Source organism: Cupriavidus mimosae (genome assembly GCF_023952485.1).
GTDB classification, from domain to species: Bacteria; Pseudomonadota; Gammaproteobacteria; order Burkholderiales; family Burkholderiaceae; genus Cupriavidus; species Cupriavidus taiwanensis_C.
In genome coordinates, this window is sequence record NZ_JALHRY010000001.1 from 287164 (window position 1) to 303036 (window position 15873).

15 protein-coding genes are annotated in these 15873 nt (G+C 70.0%); 4 read left to right on the forward strand and 11 right to left on the reverse strand.

Annotated features, from left to right (window positions below):
• The first annotated feature begins 95 nt into the window (after positions 1-95).
• Positions 96-1781: a SulP family inorganic anion transporter gene (locus MKD50_RS01280; RefSeq protein WP_115702079.1), complete on the forward strand. Its 1686-nt coding sequence runs from the start codon at positions 96-98 to the stop codon at positions 1779-1781.
• Between the two features lies 1 nt (position 1782).
• On the opposite strand, the gene MKD50_RS01285 is transcribed toward MKD50_RS01280, so the two are convergent.
• The 5 genes from MKD50_RS01285 to MKD50_RS01305 form a co-directional block, all read right to left on the reverse strand.
• Entirely contained in the window at positions 1783-1977 is a 195-nt protein-coding gene (locus tag MKD50_RS01285) for a ribbon-helix-helix protein (protein WP_115702077.1), read from the reverse strand.
• Between the two features lie 291 nt (positions 1978-2268).
• A complete protein-coding gene (locus tag MKD50_RS01290; protein WP_252666135.1) occupies positions 2269-3387 on the reverse strand; it encodes a dihydrolipoamide acetyltransferase family protein in 1119 nt (372 codons plus the stop codon).
• Between the two features lie 45 nt (positions 3388-3432).
• The gene (locus MKD50_RS01295; protein WP_252666136.1) at positions 3433-4410 is read right to left on the reverse strand and encodes an alpha-ketoacid dehydrogenase subunit beta; all 978 of its coding nucleotides are present in this window, start codon (positions 4408-4410) and stop codon (positions 3433-3435) included.
• Between the two features lie 61 nt (positions 4411-4471).
• Positions 4472-5557: a pyruvate dehydrogenase (acetyl-transferring) E1 component subunit alpha gene (pdhA, locus tag MKD50_RS01300; RefSeq protein ID WP_240071156.1), complete on the reverse strand. Its 1086-nt coding sequence runs from the start codon at positions 5555-5557 to the stop codon at positions 4472-4474.
• Positions 5558-5793: 236 nt separating this feature from the next.
• Complete coding sequence (locus tag MKD50_RS01305) at positions 5794-6615, reverse strand: MetQ/NlpA family ABC transporter substrate-binding protein (RefSeq protein WP_240071155.1); 822 nt, start codon at positions 6613-6615, stop codon at positions 5794-5796.
• A gap of 178 nt (positions 6616-6793) precedes the next feature.
• Here MKD50_RS01305 and MKD50_RS01310 point away from each other — a divergent pair, with 178 nt between their 5' ends.
• From MKD50_RS01310 to MKD50_RS01320, 3 genes are read left to right on the forward strand one after another with little or no spacing between them, the layout of a single operon-like run.
• Positions 6794-7150: a hypothetical protein gene (locus MKD50_RS01310; protein ID WP_252666137.1), complete on the forward strand. Its 357-nt coding sequence runs from the start codon at positions 6794-6796 to the stop codon at positions 7148-7150.
• 54 nt (positions 7151-7204) lie between these two features.
• On the forward strand, positions 7205-8440 hold the full coding sequence (gene clsB, locus MKD50_RS01315) for a cardiolipin synthase ClsB (protein ID WP_252666138.1): 1236 nt from the start codon (positions 7205-7207) through the stop codon (positions 8438-8440).
• Complete coding sequence (locus tag MKD50_RS01320) at positions 8437-9408, forward strand: lysylphosphatidylglycerol synthase domain-containing protein (protein ID WP_252666139.1); 972 nt, start codon at positions 8437-8439, stop codon at positions 9406-9408. The genes clsB and MKD50_RS01320 overlap by 4 nt, the downstream gene beginning before the upstream one ends.
• Before the next feature lie 91 nt (positions 9409-9499).
• On the opposite strand, the gene MKD50_RS01325 is transcribed toward MKD50_RS01320, so the two are convergent.
• From MKD50_RS01325 to MKD50_RS01350, 6 genes are all read right to left on the reverse strand, one after another.
• Positions 9500-10774, reverse strand: coding sequence for an O-acetylhomoserine aminocarboxypropyltransferase/cysteine synthase family protein (locus tag MKD50_RS01325; protein WP_252666140.1), 1275 nt, complete (start codon positions 10772-10774; stop codon positions 9500-9502).
• Positions 10775-11004: 230 nt separating this feature from the next.
• Entirely contained in the window at positions 11005-12378 is a 1374-nt protein-coding gene (locus MKD50_RS01330) for an LLM class flavin-dependent oxidoreductase (protein ID WP_252666141.1), read from the reverse strand.
• A 31-nt stretch (positions 12379-12409) separates the two neighbouring features.
• Positions 12410-13372 carry a TauD/TfdA dioxygenase family protein gene (locus tag MKD50_RS01335; protein WP_252666142.1) on the reverse strand — a complete coding sequence of 321 codons (963 nt, stop codon included), beginning with the start codon at positions 13370-13372 and terminating at the stop codon, positions 12410-12412.
• Positions 13373-13398: 26 nt separating this feature from the next.
• Positions 13399-14193 carry an ABC transporter ATP-binding protein gene (locus MKD50_RS01340; RefSeq protein ID WP_115702058.1) on the reverse strand — a complete coding sequence of 265 codons (795 nt, stop codon included), beginning with the start codon at positions 14191-14193 and terminating at the stop codon, positions 13399-13401.
• 33 nt (positions 14194-14226) lie between these two features.
• Positions 14227-15024: an ABC transporter permease gene (locus MKD50_RS01345; RefSeq protein ID WP_115702056.1), complete on the reverse strand. Its 798-nt coding sequence runs from the start codon at positions 15022-15024 to the stop codon at positions 14227-14229.
• Between the two features lie 12 nt (positions 15025-15036).
• Entirely contained in the window at positions 15037-15870 is an 834-nt protein-coding gene (locus tag MKD50_RS01350; protein ID WP_252666143.1) for an ABC transporter permease, read from the reverse strand.
• Positions 15871-15873: the final 3 nt, after the last annotated feature.

Here is a 15873-nt window from a genome sequence, read left to right on the forward strand (position 1 = left end):
CGCGCCGCCAGCATGGCCGGCGGCGCGGCCAGACATTAACATCCTGTTATCATCCGATGCATCTCTACCCCCGCACCGATGGAAGGGACCGAAGCATGATTGCGCTGCGCGAAGCTTGGCTGGCCGGATTGTTCCGCCGCGGCAACTGGCTGCCGAACCTGGTGTCGGGCGTGATCGTGGGGGTGGTGGCGCTGCCGCTGGCGATGGCGTTCGCGATTGCCTCGGGCGCCAAGCCGGAGCAGGGCCTGTACACGGCCATCGTCGCCGGGCTGGCGGTGTCGCTGTTCGGCGGCAGCCGGCTGCAGATCGCCGGGCCCACCGGCGCCTTTATCGTGGTGCTGTCCGCGGTGACGGCGCGCCACGGCATCGACGGCCTGCAGATCGCCACGCTGATGGCGGGCCTGATCCTGCTGGCGATGGGACTGACAAGGCTGGGCAGCGTGATCCGCTACATTCCCGCGCCGGTGATCGTGGGCTTCACCGCCGGCATCGGCGTGATCATCTTTGTCGGCCAGTGGCGCGATTTCTTCGGGCTGCCGCCGGTGGCCGGCGCGCATTTCCATGAAAAGCTCTGGCACCTGCTGCAGGCGCTGCCGCAATGGCACCCGGCCACCACCGCGCTGGCGCTGGGCAGCCTGGCGCTGGTGGTGGGCGCGCCGCGGCTGCGCTGGCTGCGGCGCGTGCCGGGACCGCTGGTGGCGCTGGTGGTGGCGACCGCGGCGCAGGCGCTGTTCCGCTTCGACGGCGTCGCCACCATCGGCAGCGCCTTCGGCGGCCTGCCGCGCGGCCTGCCGGTGCCGGCCTTGCCGGACATCACGCTGGCGCGCGTGCTGGAACTGGCCGGCCCGGCCTTCACCATCGCCATGCTCGGCGCGATCGAGTCCTTGCTGTCGGCGGTGGTGGCCGACGGCATGGCCGGCACCCGGCATGATTCCAACCAGGAGCTGGTGGGCCAGGGCATCGCCAATGTGCTGGCGCCGCTGTGCGGCGGGTTTGCCGCCACCGGCGCGATCGCGCGCACCGCCACCAATATCCGCAACGGCGGCAACAGTCCGCTGGCTGGCGTGGTGCACGCGCTCACGCTGGTGCTGGTGCTGCTGTTCCTGGCGCCGCTCGCGGCCAGCGTGCCGCTGGCCGCGCTGGCCGCGATCCTGTTCGTAGTGGCGTACAACATGAGCGAGATGCGCCAGTTTGCGCGCATGGTGCGGCGCGCGCCGCGCGCCGATGTCGCGATCCTGCTGATCACCTTTACGCTGACGGTGCTGACCGACCTGGTGGTGGCGGTCAATATCGGCGTGATCCTGGCCATGCTGCAGTTCCTGCGGCGCATGTCGGCATCGGTGGAGGTGGCACCCCAGGCCGCCGAGGCGGTGGCGCGCGAACTGGGCGATGCCGGCACCGGCGCGGCGGCGCCGATGCCGTCGGGCGTGCTGGTCTATGTCATCGACGGCCCGTTCTTCTTCGGTGCTGTCGAAGCGTGCGAGCGTGCGCTGGTGCAGACCCATACCGAGCCGCGCGTGCTGCTGATCCGCCTGGGCCGCGTGCCCTTCATGGACATGACCGGCCTGCAGACGCTCGAGGCGGTGATCGTCACGCTGCAGAAGCGCGGTGTAGCGGTGGTGCTGGCCGAAGCCAACCCAAGGGTGCGGGACAAGCTGGCGCGCGCGGGGGTGCTGGCGGCGCTGGGCGAGGGCAACTACGCGGAGTCGCTGGCGCAGGCGGCGCAACGCTGCGCCGCGCTGGCCGGGGACAAGCCAGGCGAGGGCACCGTCCCGCGCTGAGTCATTTCTTCTGGCGCGTGCTGCCCGCCGGCTTCGGCTTGGTGGCGTAATCCACGCCATGCTGCGTCAGGTAATCGCGGATCAGCTGGCGCACCACCTGCGACGGCGTCAGGTCCTGTGCGGCGCACAGTGTTTCAAAGGCCTTCTTCTTGACCGGATCGATCAGGATGGTAAGGCGGGCGGTCTTGGATTCCATGAGGGTGTGCGGCGCTCCGGGCCGGAGATGGCGGCGGCGATTGGATGGGCATTATATACAGCGCTGCCGTGTGGTCTGGAGGGTTTCGGTACACCGGCGGTTTGCTCCCCTCTCCCGCCTGCGGGAGAGGGGCGGGGGTGAGGGCGGGCGTGTGGCAAGCACGAGGCGTTCGAACTTCGTGGAAGCTCCGGCCCTCACCCCAACCCTCTCCCGCCAGCGGGAGAGGGAGTACACAGGCGGTGTTGGACAAGCCTGTCGTACCTTGCCTTGCGGTGCCTGCCGCGGCCAGCCCTATTCCGCCATCTGCAGATCCGCAATCACGGCCGCCAGGAACCGCGCCGCTTCCCCGCCCGTCACCACGCGGTGGTCGAAGGTCAGGCTCAGCGGCATCACCCGGTGCACCGCCGGCACGCCGCCGGCCGCGACCACTTCGTCGCGCACGCGGCCGGCGCCCAGGATCGCCACGGTGGGCGGCACCACGATGGGCGCCGCATAGCGCCCCGCGATCATGCCGAAGTTGGACAGCGTGATGGTGTTGCCGCGCATCTCTTCGGGGGCGATGGTGCGCGCGCGGATGTCGGCACGCATGCGGTCGAGGCCGCGGCGCAGGTCGGCCGCGTCGCGATTGCCGACATCGCGCAGCACCGGCACGAACAGCCCCTCGGGCAGATCCGCGGCAATGCCGACGTCGATCTTCTTCAGCACGTGGCGGCGCCCGGTCTGCCCTTCATACCAGGCATTGAGGCCGGGCTCGGTGCGGCAGCCGGCCACCAGCGCGCGCACCAGCCGGATGGTGACATCGGCGCCGGCGTGCCAGGCGTGGATGTCGGCGTCGTCCATCACGGTGGCGGCGGCCACTTCCGCCTGCGCGCGCGCCATGTTCTGCGCCATCGCGCGGCGCACGCCGCGCAGTTCCTCGGGCGCACCCAGCTCGGCCAGCGTGCTGGCGACACGTTCCACGTCGGCGGCGGTGACCACCCCTTCGGGCCCGGAGGCGGTGGCCATCGCCAGGTCGACGCCAAGCCGGCGCGCCAGCGCGCGCACCGCGGGCGTCGCCTTGACGCGCGCGGCCATGCCCGCCGCGGGCGCCGCGGTGCCGGGTGGCGCGGCTTCGCTGGCCACGTGCGTGCCGACCTGGACCGAGCCCACCACGGTGCCGGCGTCGGCATCGTCGCCGGCACCTTCGAAGGCGACCAGCGGCGCGCCCAGGTGCACGATGTCGCCGGGCTGGGCGAACAGCTTGCCGATGCTGCCGGCATAGGGCGACGGGATTTCGACGATTGCCTTGGCCGTTTCCACCGACAGCAGCGGCTGGTCCGCCGTCACGGTATCGCCTGTCTTGACGTGCCAGGCCACGATCTCGGCCTCCTGCAGGCCTTCGCCCAGGTCGGGCAGCTTGAAGACTCTCATCGGTCCTCCTTGGCAGGCTTGAACGGGGTGCGCACCGACTGGTGCCTACGCCGCCAGCGCCCGGCGCGCGGCGTCGACGATGCGCGCGACGCCGGGCAGGTAGGTGTATTCCAGCCGCGCCAGCGGCACCACGGTATCGAATCCGGTCACGCGCTGCACCGGCGCGGCCAGCGAGTACAGCCCGGCATCGGCCAGCTGCGCCGCGATCTCGGCGCCGAAGCCTGCGGTGCGCGGGGCCTCATGCACGATCACGCAGCGGCCGGTGCGCGTGACCGCGTCGAGGATGGTCTGCATGTCGAGCGGCTTGAGCGTGGCCACGTCGATGACGGTCGCGGTAACGCCTTCGGCGGCGAGCGCGTCGGCGGCGGCCAGCGTCTCCTGCACCATCGCGCCCCAGCTGACCAGCGTCAGGTCGCTGCCTTCGCGCAGCGTGAAGCAGGTATCGAGCGGCAGCGCCGCGCCGTCGTCGGCCACTTCCTGGCGGAACAGGCGGTACAGCCGCGTGGGCTCGAGGAAGATCACCGGATCCGGGTCGGCGATCGCGGCCAGCAGCAGCCCGTAGGCGCGCGCCGGCGACGATGGCACCACCACGCGGATGCCCGGCATATGCGCGAACATCGCCTCCGGGCTTTCGGAGTGGTGCTCGGGCGCGTGGATGCCCGCGCCGCACGGCGAGCGCAGCACCAGCGGACAGGCCAGGCGCCCGCGCGTGCGGTGCCGCATGCGCCCGGCGTGGTTGATGATGTGATCGACCGCCGGGTAGATAAAGCCGGTGAACTGGATCTCGGCCACGGGTTTGAGCCCCATCGCCGCCATGCCGATGGCCGCGCCGACGATGCCGCCTTCGGCCAGCGGCGTATCCATGACGCGCGCGGCGCCGAAGCGCGCCTGCAGGCCCACGGTGGCGCGGAACACGCCGCCGTTGACGCCGATGTCCTCGCCCAGCAGCAGCACGTCGGGATCGTGCTCCAGCGCATGGGCCAGCGCCAGGTTGACTGCTTCGACCAGATTGATTTCCGCCATGGTTCGCTCGCTGTGGGCCGGTTCGATGGAGGAGTGCGGACGGGTGCCCGTGCAGCGGCGGCTAGCCGTGCTGCCCCGGGAAGCGCCGCGCGATCTCCAGCTGCGCCTGCAGCTCGGCCGGCATGGCCGCGTACAGGCAGTCGAACATCGCTGCCGGGTCCGGCGGCGGCATCGCCAGGTAGGCTTCGACCGCCTGTGCCACCTGCTGCGAACAGGCCCTGACCAGCGCCTCCTCGCGCGCCGCATCCCAGGCGTGCAGGGCCAGCAGGTGGGTGCGCAGCCGCAGCAGCGGCTCATGCTGCCAGTGCGCCTTGACGCTGGCCTCGTCGCGGTAGCGCGAGGCATCGTCGGCGGTGGTGTGGTCGCCAAGCCGGTAGGTGATGGCCTCGATCAGCGCGGGGCCGCCGCCGTCGCGCGCGCGCGCGACCGCTTCGCCGACGCGGTGGCGCACGGCGACCACGTCGTTGCCGTCGACCTGCTCCCCCGGGATGCCCGCGGCAATGGCCTTCTGCGCCAGCGTCTGCGCCGCGGTCTGGCCGCTGCGCGGCATCGAGATCGCCCACTGGTTGTTGTTGATCACGATCACCAGCGGTGCGCGCCAGGCGCCGGCCATGTTCATGCCTTCATAGAAGTCGCCCTTGGAGGTGCCGCCGTCGCCCAGCAGGCAGACCGCCACGCGCGGCTCGCCGCGCAGCTGGAACGCGTAGGCGGCGCCGGCCGCGTGGCACACCTGGGTGCCGATCGGCACGCAGTTGGCAAAGTCATGCGGCGCCGCGCCAAAGCCGCTGCCGCGCTCGTCGCCACCCCAGTACAGCAGGCTCTCGGTCATCGTGACACCGCGCACAAACTGCGCCGCATGGTCGCGGTACGAGGGCACCAGCACATCCTCCGGCCGCATCGCGCAGGCCACGCCCACGCCGATCGCCTCCTGGCCCAGCGCCGAGGCAAAGGTGCCGATCTTGCCGGTGCGCTGCAGCGCGATTGCCTTCAGGTCGAACTGGCGCGTCAGCACCATCGCCTGGTACAGCGGTACGAGCGCGTCAGGGTCGCTGGCGAACGGGGGAGGGGGAGCAGTGGTGGGAGTGGTGTCGCCCGGTGGGGCAAGGTAGCGGGTATAGCCGATCTCAAAGCGCGCAACCGTGGACATGGCAGGTCTCTCGATGCGGTTGTCTCGACAGGATCCGCGCGGAGCGGGGCGAGGATCTTCGCAACCCTCCGCGGCAATGATCGCGTTGTGATCCCTGCCGTGCCTTTTGGGCGCGGGGGACTTGAGCTTGAGTGTAGGGCATTTGCGCGGCCGGCGCGGCGCGAAATTGTCTTGCTGCGCACAATGCGGCGATGCACGCGCGGGCCGCCGCCCAGCCTTCCAGGCCGGGCGCAGTGTCAGCGCTGGTACGGCGGCGGCACGAAGCCGGCGAAGCGCTGCTGCGTCACCGCCTTGAACTCCGCGGACTGGTAGGCCTCGCGGATGTCCTTGACGAAGGGCTTGTTCAGGTCGGCGGTCTTCACCGCGACCAGGTTCATGTAGTAGTCCGGAATCTTCTCCAGCGCCAGCGCCGAGGTCAGCTTCAGGCCCGAGGCCAGCGCATAGTTGCCGTTGACGAAGGCATAGTCGACATCGTCGAGCGAGCGCGGCAGCTGCGCGGCTTCGAGCTGGACCAGCTTGAGCTTGTGCGGGTTGGCGTCGATATCGCGTTCGCTGGCGCGGATCGGGTCGGTGCCGGGCTTGAGCGTGACCCAGCCGATCTGCTGCAGGATGGCAATGGCGCGCGCCAGGTTGGTCGGATCGTTCGGCAACGACACGGTGTTGCCCGCCTTCACCTCGGCCAGCGCCTTGTGCTTGCGGCTGTAGATGCCGATCGGCGCGGTCGGCACCTGGATCACGTCGCTGAGCGCCAGCTTGCGGTCGGCCGAGAATTTCTTCAGATAGGCCACATGCTGGAAGGCATTGGCGTCGATGGCCCCGTCGGCCAGCGCCAGGTTGGGCTGCACGTAATCGCTGAACTCGACGATGGTGACCTTGTAGCCGCGCTGTTCCAGCACCGGCTTGACGCCATGGCGGATCTGGTCGGCATACGGGCCGGCGGTGGCGCCGAAGCGGATTTCCTTCTTGTCCGGATCGGCCGCGCCGGCGCCTTGCACCACGCCCAGCGCCAGCACGGCTGCCGCCAGCCGCGCGGCCAGGCCGAATTTTCCGTATTGCATCGGATGCTCCCCTTTGATGTGGTGTTGTGGCCGCGGCGTCGCGCCGTGGCATCGAGCCATTGTATGGAAAAGCAGCCAATGGACGAACGAGCGATTACGCATGGCGATATGCCGGCACGGAATAAGGACCTACGCTGTAGGCAGGCGTCACCCGTTTGAAATGCCATGGGAGGTTGCCATGCCTGAACAACTGACCAAGCATCCCGACGTCACGATCCAGGTGCTGCGCAGCGCCGGCGCCCGCTGCGGCGAAGGCGAGACCCAGGCCATTCTGCGCAGTTGCCCGCCGGCACGCTTTTGCAAGCTGCCCGGCGGCGAGGTGTGCGTGTACGGGCTCGATGGCGCGCCCGCGATGACGCAGTTCACCGCCGCCGACTGGCAGTCGCTCGCCCCGCTGGCTCGCGGCAGCGCGGACGCCGAGGCCGCGGGCCCGTGGAGTGGCATGACGGTGGCGATCTTCGTTGCCGGCGTGGCGGCCGGTGCGCTGGCCGCCGCGGTGCTGGCCCGCTGGCGGCGCGGCCGTCGCCGGGGTTAGCGGCGGTTGGCCCGGGCTTTTCGCTGGCATGGTTTTTGCGGCGATTTCCCGGCCATGACACAGCTGCCGACCGCTTCCGACCGCTTCCGCCTGCTGGAGAACGGCGAGGAGTATTTTCCGTGCGTGTTCGACGCTCTTGCACGCGCGCGCCGAAGCGTACTGTTGGAAACTTTTATCCTCTTTGAAGACGAGGTAGGTCACAAATTGCACGCGGCCCTGCTGGCGGCGGCGCGCCGCGGCGTGCGCGTGGCACTGACGGTGGACGGATTCGGCTCGCATGACCTGTCGCCGGCCTTTATCACCAGCCTGGTCGATGCAGGCGTGCAGTTCTGCACATTCTCGCCGCGGCCGCGGCTGTTCGGCGTGCGCACGCATATCTTCCGGCGCATGCACCGCAAGCTGATCGCGGTCGATGCCGAGGTGGCGTTCGTCGGCGGCCTCAACTTCTCGGCGCAGCACCTGTACCAGTTCGGGCCGCTGGCCAAGCAGGACTATGCAGTGGAAATCCGCGGGCCGTTCGCACGCCAGGTGCACGACTTCCTGGTGCGTGCGATGCCAGGCGCGTGCCCGCCGCTGCCTCCCTTGCCCGCGCCTGCGGCCGAACGCGAGCGGCCTGATGCGCGCATGCAAGCCGCACGCGCGAGGCTGGTCACGCGCGACAATCACCGCCACCGCAACGACATCGAGTTTGCCTACCTGGACGCGATCCGCGCGGCGCGGCGCGAGGTCATCATCGCCAACGCGTACTTCCTGCCGGGCTACCGGCTGCTGCATGCGCTGTGCGAGGCCGCCGCGCGCGGCGTGCGGGTGCGGCTGCTGTTGCAGGGCAAGCCCGACATGCCGTGGGTGGCGCGCGCCGGCGGCCTGCTCTATGCGCAGCTGCAGGACGCGGGGGTGCAGATCCTCGAATACGTCGAGCGGCCGTTCCACGGCAAGGTCGCGGTGGTCGATGATGACTGGGCTACGGTCGGCTCAAGCAACCTCGACCCGCTGAGCCTGTCGCTGAACCTCGAGGCCAATCTCGTGATCCGCGATGAAGCCTTTGCACGCCACCTGCGCGGCCGGCTGGAAGCGCTGATCGGCGCGCGCTGCCGCGCGGTGCCGCCGGGGCTGAAGTCTCCGCGCAACCGCCTCGATGCGCTGGGCGCGACGCTGATGTTCCACTTCCTGCGGCGCTTCCCGGCCTGGGCGGGCTGGCTGCCGGCGCATGCGCCCCGGCTGGTGCAGCCGATGCCCGGCGGGCGGCGCAACGCGCGGCGCGTGGTGGTGTTGCGCGGAGGCGCGGAATGACGGGCGCCGAGGCCCTGACCGCCATCCGCCAGCACGCGCACTGGCCGGCCTGGCGCCGTGCCATCGGCATCCTCTTTATTGCCGCCGTGCTGGCGCTGATCGCGCGCAAGCTGGGCACCATCGACTGGAACGCGGTGCTGGAAGCGCTGCGCGGCTTCAATGCGCGCACGCTGCTGCCGGCGGCCGGATTCGTGGCACTGAGCGGGCTGCTGTACAGCCAGTTCGACGTGCTCGGCTGCCGCTATGCCGGGCACCCGCTGCCGCTGCGCCGGGTGATGGCGATCTCCTATGTCAGCTACACGCTCAGCCTCAACCTGGGCGCCACGCTGGGCGGCGCGGGCGTGCGCTACCGACTGTACTCGCGCGCGGGACTGAGCGCGCCGCAAATCTGGAGCCTGTTCGTGGTGGTGGTCACCACCAACTGGCTCGGCTATGCGGTGCTGGCGGGCGTCATCCTCGCCGGCGAACTGGTGGTGCTGCCGCCGGAGTGGGGCATTCCCGCGGCACTGACGCGGATGCTCGGCATGCTGATGCTGGCCCTCCCGGCCGCCTATCTGGCAGCGTGCGCGCTCTGGCACGGCCGCCACCGTACCGTACGCGATCACGACATCTATGTGCCCACGGTGCGCTTCGCCGCGTTGCAATGCGTGCTGTCGGCCGCCCACTGGATGTCGATGGGGGCGATCCTGTACGCGCTGCTGCATACGCATGCGACCTACTTCACGGTGCTGGGCGTGCTGCTGGCGTCCGGGCTGGCGGGCGTGGTGGTGCGCATCCCCGGCGGGCTGGGCGTGATCGAGACCGTGTTCCTGACCATGCTGGGCGACCAGGTGCCGCACGGGCTGCTGCTTGCGGCGCTGATCGCGTATCGGGCGCTGTATTACCTGATTCCGTTGATGATCGGGGCGGTGAGCTATTTCGTGCTGGAGGCGCGGGGCAAGCGCGGTGGCGAGGAAGAGGTGAGATGATCGGCGAGTGCATGCGCTTGCCCTCTCCCCCGGCCCCTCTCCCGCGAGCGGGAGAGGGGAGAAAAACAGCGGTAGCGGAGCGGGCAGGAGGTCAGGCCGCGGCCAGCGCGCGGTCCAGGTCCTCGATCAGGTCGTCGATATGCTCGATGCCGATCGACAGCCGCACCATGTCTTCACTGACGCCGGCCGCCTGCAGTTCCTCGGGGTTGAGCTGGCGGTGCGTGGTCGACGCCGGGTGGGTGGCCAGCGACTTGGCATCGCCGATATTGACCAGCCGCGTGAACAGCTGCAGCGCATCGAGGAAGCGCGCGCCGCCCTCGCGCCCGCCCTGCTTCAGGCCGAACGACAGGATGCCGGGGCCGCGGCCGCCCAGGTATTGCTGCACCAGCGCGTGGTCGGCATGGTCGGGCAGGCCGGCAAAATTGACCCACGCCACCTTGGCGTGCTGCTGCAGGTGGCGTGCGATCGCCAGCGCGTTGTCGGTGATGCGGTCCAGCCGCAGCGCCAGCGTCTCGATGCCCTGCAGGATCAGGAAGGCGTTGAACGGCGACAGCGCCGCGCCGGTATTGCGCAGCGGCACCACGCGCGCGCGGCCAATATAGGCGGCCGGCCCCAGCGCTTCCGTATAGACGACACCGTGGTACGACACGTCGGGCTCGTTCAGGCGGCGGAAGCGCTCCTTGTGCTGCGCCCATGGGAACTTGCCGCTGTCGACGATGGCGCCGCCGACGCTGTTGCCGTGGCCGCCCAGGTACTTCGTCAGCGAATGCACAACGATATCGGCGCCATGCTCGAATGGCCGGCACAGGTAGGGCGACGGCACCGTGTTATCGACGATCAGCGGCACGCCGTGGTTGTGCGCCACGCGCGCGATCGCGGCGATATCGACCACGTTGCCAAGCGGGTTGCCCACCGACTCGACAAACACGGCCTTGGTGCGCGCGTCGATCAGGTCGCCGAAGCTGGCCGGGTTGCGGCCGTCGGCAAAACGGGTCTCGATGCCGGACTGCGGCAGCGTGTGCGCCAGCAGGTTGTAGGTGCCGCCGTAGAGCTGGCTGGACGAGACGATGTTGTCGCCGGCCTCGGCAATGGTCTGGATCGCATAGGTGATCGCCGCCATGCCCGACGCCAGCGCCAGCGCGCCCACGCCGCCCTCGAGCGCGGCCAGGCGCTGCTCGAGCACGTCGTTGGTCGGGTTCATGATGCGGCTGTAGATGTTGCCGGCCACCTTCAGGTCGAACAGGTCGGCGCCATGCTGGGCGTTGTCGAAGGCGTACGCCACCGTCTGGTAGATGGGCACGGCCACCGCGCGCGTGGTGGGATCGGGCGAATAGCCGCCGTGGACGGCCAGGGTTTCGAGTCTCATCTTCTTCTCTCTTCTTCTCGCTGTTGGGTGCCGGACCGGCGCGCGGGGGCAGTGCCTGCCCTGGCGCCGGGCTTGCCGAGCAGTGCGCCGCACGGGCGCACCAGGCCGTGCGATGGTACCAGCCGGCCCGCGCACGCCCCTGCGGCGTGGCTGCTATGGTTGCCGGCGGCGCTCGCGCGAGGCAAGGAAACTTATTGCATTTGGATATGCGCGGCGCCGCGGCGCAGCGGTCATGCCCCGACTGCGAGCGGCGGTTCGAGCTGCTGCCAGCGCAGGTTCTCCGGCCGGCGCAACCCCAGGTGCTCGCGCAGCGTGGTGCCCGTATAGCGCTCGCGGAACAGCCCGCGCCGGCGCAGCTCCGGCAGCACCAGCTCGATGAAATCATCGAGCCCGCCCGGCAGCCACGGCGGCATGACATTGAAGCCATCGGCGGCCTCGCCCTCGAACCACGCCTGCAGCTGGTCGGCGATGGACTGCGGTGTGCCGTGGATCGACCAGTGGCCGCGCGCGGTGGCCACGCGCAGGCACAGCTGGCGGATGGTGAGCCCCTCGCGCCGGGCCAGGCCGGTAACCAGCTGGAAGCGGCTCTTGGCGCCGTTCGGTTCGGCCAGGTTGTCGGGCAGCGGGCCGTCCAGCGGATAGCCGCTCAGGTCGATCCCGCCCAGGTGCTGCGACAGCAGGGCCAGCCCCACCGACGGATGGACCAGGCTTTGCAGCGCTTCGAATTTCTCGTGCGCCTCGGCCTCGCTGCGGCCCACCACCGGGAACACGCCCGGCAGGATCTTGAGCTGGTCGGGCGTGCGGCCATAGCGCGCGAGCCGCGCTTTCAGGCCGCGATAGAAGGCCTGCGCATCGGCCAGCGACTGCTGCGCGGTGAAGATGACCTCTGCGGTGCGTGCGGCCAGTTCCTGCCCGGCCTCGGACGAGCCGGCCTGCACGATCACCGGATGGCCCTGCGGCGGGCGCGCGACGTTGAGCGGCCCGCGCACCTGGAAGTGCGCGCCGCGATGGTCCAGCGTGTGCAGCTTGTCCGCATCGAAATGCCGGCCGCTGTCCTTGTCGTACAGGAAGGCATCGTCCTCCCAGGTGTCCCACAGGCCGGTGACCACGTCGACGAACTCTTCGGCACGGGCGTAGCGATCCGCGTGCGCGGGATGACGTTCGAGGCTGAAGTTGCGCGCTTCGGCATCCGACCACGACGTCACCACGTTCCAGCCCGCGCGGCCGCCGCTGAGGTGGTCGAGCGAGGCGAACTTGCGCGCCACATGAAAGGGCTCGTTGTAGGTGGTGGAGACGGTCGCCACCAGGCCGATGCGCTGCGTCACTGCCGCCAGTGCCGACAGCAGCGTCAGCGGCTCGAAGGTGGCGGCGCGCGCGGTGCGCGGCAGGGTGGCATCGTCCATGCCGCGGATGGCAACGCCGTCCGCCAGGAACAGCGCATCGAACCCCGCGGCCTCGGCGCGCTGCGCCAGCCCGATGTAGTGCGCCAGGTTGCGGCCGGCATCGGCCTGCGCGCCGGGATGGCGCCACCCGGCGACATGGTGCCCGGTGGCCTGGAGAAAGGCGCCCAGATGCAGCTGGCGCGGCGGCTTTTGCGATGACATCGATCGTGCTCTCCTGAAGAAGCTGGCTGGATCAGGCCGCTTGCCTTTGCGCGGCACCGGCGGACTGGTTGGCCGGCGCCGCGCCCTCGCCGCGCGCGCCCGCCTTCACCGCCTTGCTGCGGCGGCCATCCACACCGACCGGAATGTCGCCGGCCACGGTGGCGCGGCGCACCACGCGGTGCGCGTCGCCATAGTCGTTGATGGCGTAGTGCTGGGTGGCGCGGTTGTCCCAGATCGCGACGTCGCCCGCGCGCCAGCGCCAGCGCACGGTGTTCTCCAGCCGGTGCACATGGCCCTGCAGCACGGCAATCAGGTGCGCCGAATCGGCCGACGCGTAGTCCAGCAGCTTCTTGACGAAGTGCCCCAGCACCAGCGTGCGCTCACCGGTTTCCGGGTGCACGCGCACCACCGGGTGCTCGGTCTCGTAGAGCGCCGAGGTGAATACCTCGCGGTAGCGCTTCAGTCCTTCGTCGCTCGGATTTACGCGCGTGGCCGCGTAGTCGTAGTCGTTGGTGTGCAGCGCCCACAGCTTGTCGGCCAGGTCGCGCAGCGGCTCGGGCAGGTCCTGGTAAGCGGCGGCGGTGTTGGCCCACACCGTATCGCCGCCGGCGGCGGGAACGGTCACGGCGCGCAGCACCGAGACCGCGGGATAGGCCAGGTCGAAGGTCACGTCGGTATGCCAGGAGTTGGCGCGGCCGCCGTGCTGCGAGTCGAGCTCAAGCAGCTGCGTGCCGTCGCGCGAGGGCACGGTCGGGTGCGGCACGGTGTCGCCGAACAGGCGCGCAAAGCCCTGCTGTGCGGCATCGTCCAGATGCACCTGGTCGCGGAAGAACAGCACCTTGTGCCTGAGCAAGGCTGCGCGGATGGCGGCGAAGGTGGCGGGCGGCAGGTCGCCGTGCAGCGCGACGCCGCGGATCTCGGCGCCGATGCGGCCGGCAACCGGGTGGATGTCGAGCTGGGCGGTCTGGTCTGGCGTGGCGTTGGCTTGGGTCATCACGAAGCTCCGGGGATAGGGGTGGGTCAGGCGAGTTCAGGTTCGGGGGCCCGCTGCACGACGGGCTCCTGCCCGGCGAATTCGCGCAGCACGGCATCGCGCGCCCGCGCGAAGGGAAGTCCGGCGCGTTCGCGCGGATGCGGCAGGTCCACCGGCAGGATGCGGCGGATGCGGCCGGGCCGGGGTTCCATCACCACCACGCGGTCGCCCAAAAAGACGGCTTCCTCGACGTCGTGGGTGACCAGGATCATGGTGATGCCCTCGGCCTGCCAGATGCGCTGCAGCTCCTGCTGCAGGTAGGCCCGCGTCATCGCATCGAGCGCGCCGAAGGGCTCGTCGAGCAGCAGGATCTCCGGCCGCGTCACCAGTGCCCGCGCAATCGCCACGCGCTGCGACATGCCGCCAGAGAGCTGGTGCGGATAGGCCTGCTCGAAGCCGCGCAGGCCAACCAGCGCGATATGCTCGGCAACGTTGCGGTCTTTCTCGGCGTCGCTGCCTGGGGTGTTGAGCAGCGCCAGCCGGATGTTCTGCTCGACTGTCAGCCACGGGAACAAACGATGCTCCTGGAACACGATGCCGCGCTGCAGGCTGGTGCCCGATACGCGCTTGCCGTCCAGCAGGATCTCGCCGCGGTAATCCTGTTCCAGCCCCACCACCAGCCGCAGCAGGGTGGACTTGCCGCAGCCGCTGGCGCCGACGATGCTGACGAACTCGCCCGGGGCGATGGTCAGCGTGATGTCCTCCAGCACGGGCAGCGCCCGGCCCTCGACTTCGTACTGCTTGTGCAGGTGCGCGATGCTTAGCGTGCCGGCATGTGGCATTTTTTCTCTCCGTTCAGTAAGGGGCAGTGCGGCTCAGCCCGCGGCCACCGAGCGCCCGCGCCAGGCGAGCAGGCGGGATTCGATGCGGCTGGCGATCCAGTTCAGCGTGAAGCCGACCAGGCCGACCACGATCACGCCGAAGATCACCAGGTCCATCCAGAAGTTTTCGCGGCCGTCGGTCATGGTGTTGCCGATGCCCTTGCCGGATACCAGCAGGTACTCCGCGCCGAGCGTCGCCAGCCACGCATAGATCAGGCCCAGGTGAATGCCGGCGAAGATCGACGGAACCGCCGACGGCAGCACCACGCGCCACAGCACCTGGGTGCGGTTGAAGCGCAGGACACGCGCCACCTCGAGCAGGTCGGCCGGCACGGCGCGGATGCCTTCGAAGGTGTTCAGCACCACCGGGAAGAATGCGGCCAGCGACAGGAACACCACCTTGGCGGCATCGCCCAGCCCGAACCAGACCGAGATCAGCGGGATCCATGCAAACAGCGAGATCTGCTTGACCGTGTGAAAGCTCGGGCCGACCAGGCGCTCGAACAGGCGCGACAGACCCAGCGCCGTGCCGAACACCAGCCCGGCGCTGGCGCCGATGGCAAAGCCGGCCAGGTCGCGCCACAGGCTGGCGGCCAATGCCGTGGCCAGCGCGCCGCTTTGCAGCTGGCGCACCGCGGTGTCCCAGACGCTGGAGACTGGCACCAGCAGCGGCGAAGTGGTCCAGCCAAAGCGCACGGCGGCCCACCACAGCGCGAGCAGCGCGAGCGGCAGCACCCAGCCGCGCAAGGCGCGGGGCAGGCGAATACGGCGGGGGATAGCAGAAGTGGTCATCGCGGCCTCGCCTCAGAAGCCCGGCTTGCGCCAGCGCAGCACCGCGCCTTCGGCCAGCGCCAGGGTCTTGTCCAGCGCAAAGCCAACCACGCCCACCACCACCACGGCGGCCAGCACCATGTCGAGCTGGAACAGCTGGCGTCCGTAGACAATCATGTAGCCCAGCCCCTCGGACGAGGCCAGCAGCTCCACCACCACCAGCGCCAGCCACGCGTGCGTCAAGCCGTAGCGCACGCCGTTCCACACCGGCGCGGCCGCGGCGGGCAGCACCACGCGCGACAGCGTCTGCCAGCGCGTGAGCTGCAGCACGCGCGCCACTTCCAGGTAGCGTGTCGGCACGCTGCCGATGCCCTTGTACGTGTTAAGCGCCACCGGCACGAAGGCGGCCTTGGCGATCAGGATCACCTTGAGCGCTTCGTCGATGCCGACCAGCAGCATCAGCAGCGGCAGCCAGCCCAGCATCGGCACCTGGCTGAACGCCTTGAAGGTCGGGTAGACGTAGTCGCGCAATGTCGGCGACAGGCCCATGGCCGCGCGTGCCAGCCCGCCGGCCAGCCCCACGGCAAAGCCGCCGGCCACGCGCAGCGCGCTGATGGCCAGGTTGGCCTGCAGTTCACCGCTTTGCCAGAGGTCGGCCAGCGTGCGTGCGACGTCCTCGGGTGCGGGCAGCACCTGCGGCGGAATCCAGGCATTGCGGGCGGCCACGTACCAGACCAGCAGCAGCGCCAGCGGCACCGGCCAGGCCAGCAGCCAGCGGGCGGCATCCTGCCAGCGCAGTGGCCTGCGCGGAGCCGCCACGCGCGGCGCCGCGGCGGCTGGCAGTGAAAGCGAATCGGCGACAGACATGAT

What these genes read in the sequence shown, in the direction of transcription:
- MKD50_RS01305 (WP_240071155.1), bottom strand. Translation starts at nt 6,615, where the DNA reads ATGCAATACGGAAAATTCGGCCTGGCCGCGCGGCTGGCGGCAGCCGTG.
- MKD50_RS01320 (WP_252666139.1), top strand. Translation starts at nt 8,437, where the DNA reads ATGACGGGCGCCGAGGCCCTGACCGCCATCCGCCAGCACGCGCACTGG.
- MKD50_RS01340 (WP_115702058.1), bottom strand. Translation starts at nt 14,193, where the DNA reads ATGCCACATGCCGGCACGCTAAGCATCGCGCACCTGCACAAGCAGTAC.
- MKD50_RS01295 (WP_252666136.1), bottom strand. Translation starts at nt 4,410, where the DNA reads ATGGCGGAAATCAATCTGGTCGAAGCAGTCAACCTGGCGCTGGCCCAT.
- MKD50_RS01290 (WP_252666135.1), bottom strand. Translation starts at nt 3,387, where the DNA reads ATGAGAGTCTTCAAGCTGCCCGACCTGGGCGAAGGCCTGCAGGAGGCC.
- MKD50_RS01285 (WP_115702077.1), bottom strand. Translation starts at nt 1,977, where the DNA reads ATGGAATCCAAGACCGCCCGCCTTACCATCCTGATCGATCCGGTCAAG.
- MKD50_RS01345 (WP_115702056.1), bottom strand. Translation starts at nt 15,024, where the DNA reads ATGACCACTTCTGCTATCCCCCGCCGTATTCGCCTGCCCCGCGCCTTG.
- MKD50_RS01325 (WP_252666140.1), bottom strand. Translation starts at nt 10,774, where the DNA reads ATGAGACTCGAAACCCTGGCCGTCCACGGCGGCTATTCGCCCGATCCC.
- MKD50_RS01330 (WP_252666141.1), bottom strand. Translation starts at nt 12,378, where the DNA reads ATGTCATCGCAAAAGCCGCCGCGCCAGCTGCATCTGGGCGCCTTTCTC.
- MKD50_RS01350 (WP_252666143.1), bottom strand. Translation starts at nt 15,870, where the DNA reads ATGTCTGTCGCCGATTCGCTTTCACTGCCAGCCGCCGCGGCGCCGCGC.
- MKD50_RS01335 (WP_252666142.1), bottom strand. Translation starts at nt 13,372, where the DNA reads ATGACCCAAGCCAACGCCACGCCAGACCAGACCGCCCAGCTCGACATC.
- MKD50_RS01280 (WP_115702079.1), top strand. Translation starts at nt 96, where the DNA reads ATGATTGCGCTGCGCGAAGCTTGGCTGGCCGGATTGTTCCGCCGCGGC.
- clsB (WP_252666138.1), top strand. Translation starts at nt 7,205, where the DNA reads ATGACACAGCTGCCGACCGCTTCCGACCGCTTCCGCCTGCTGGAGAAC.
- MKD50_RS01310 (WP_252666137.1), top strand. Translation starts at nt 6,794, where the DNA reads ATGCCTGAACAACTGACCAAGCATCCCGACGTCACGATCCAGGTGCTG.
- pdhA (WP_240071156.1), bottom strand. Translation starts at nt 5,557, where the DNA reads ATGTCCACGGTTGCGCGCTTTGAGATCGGCTATACCCGCTACCTTGCC.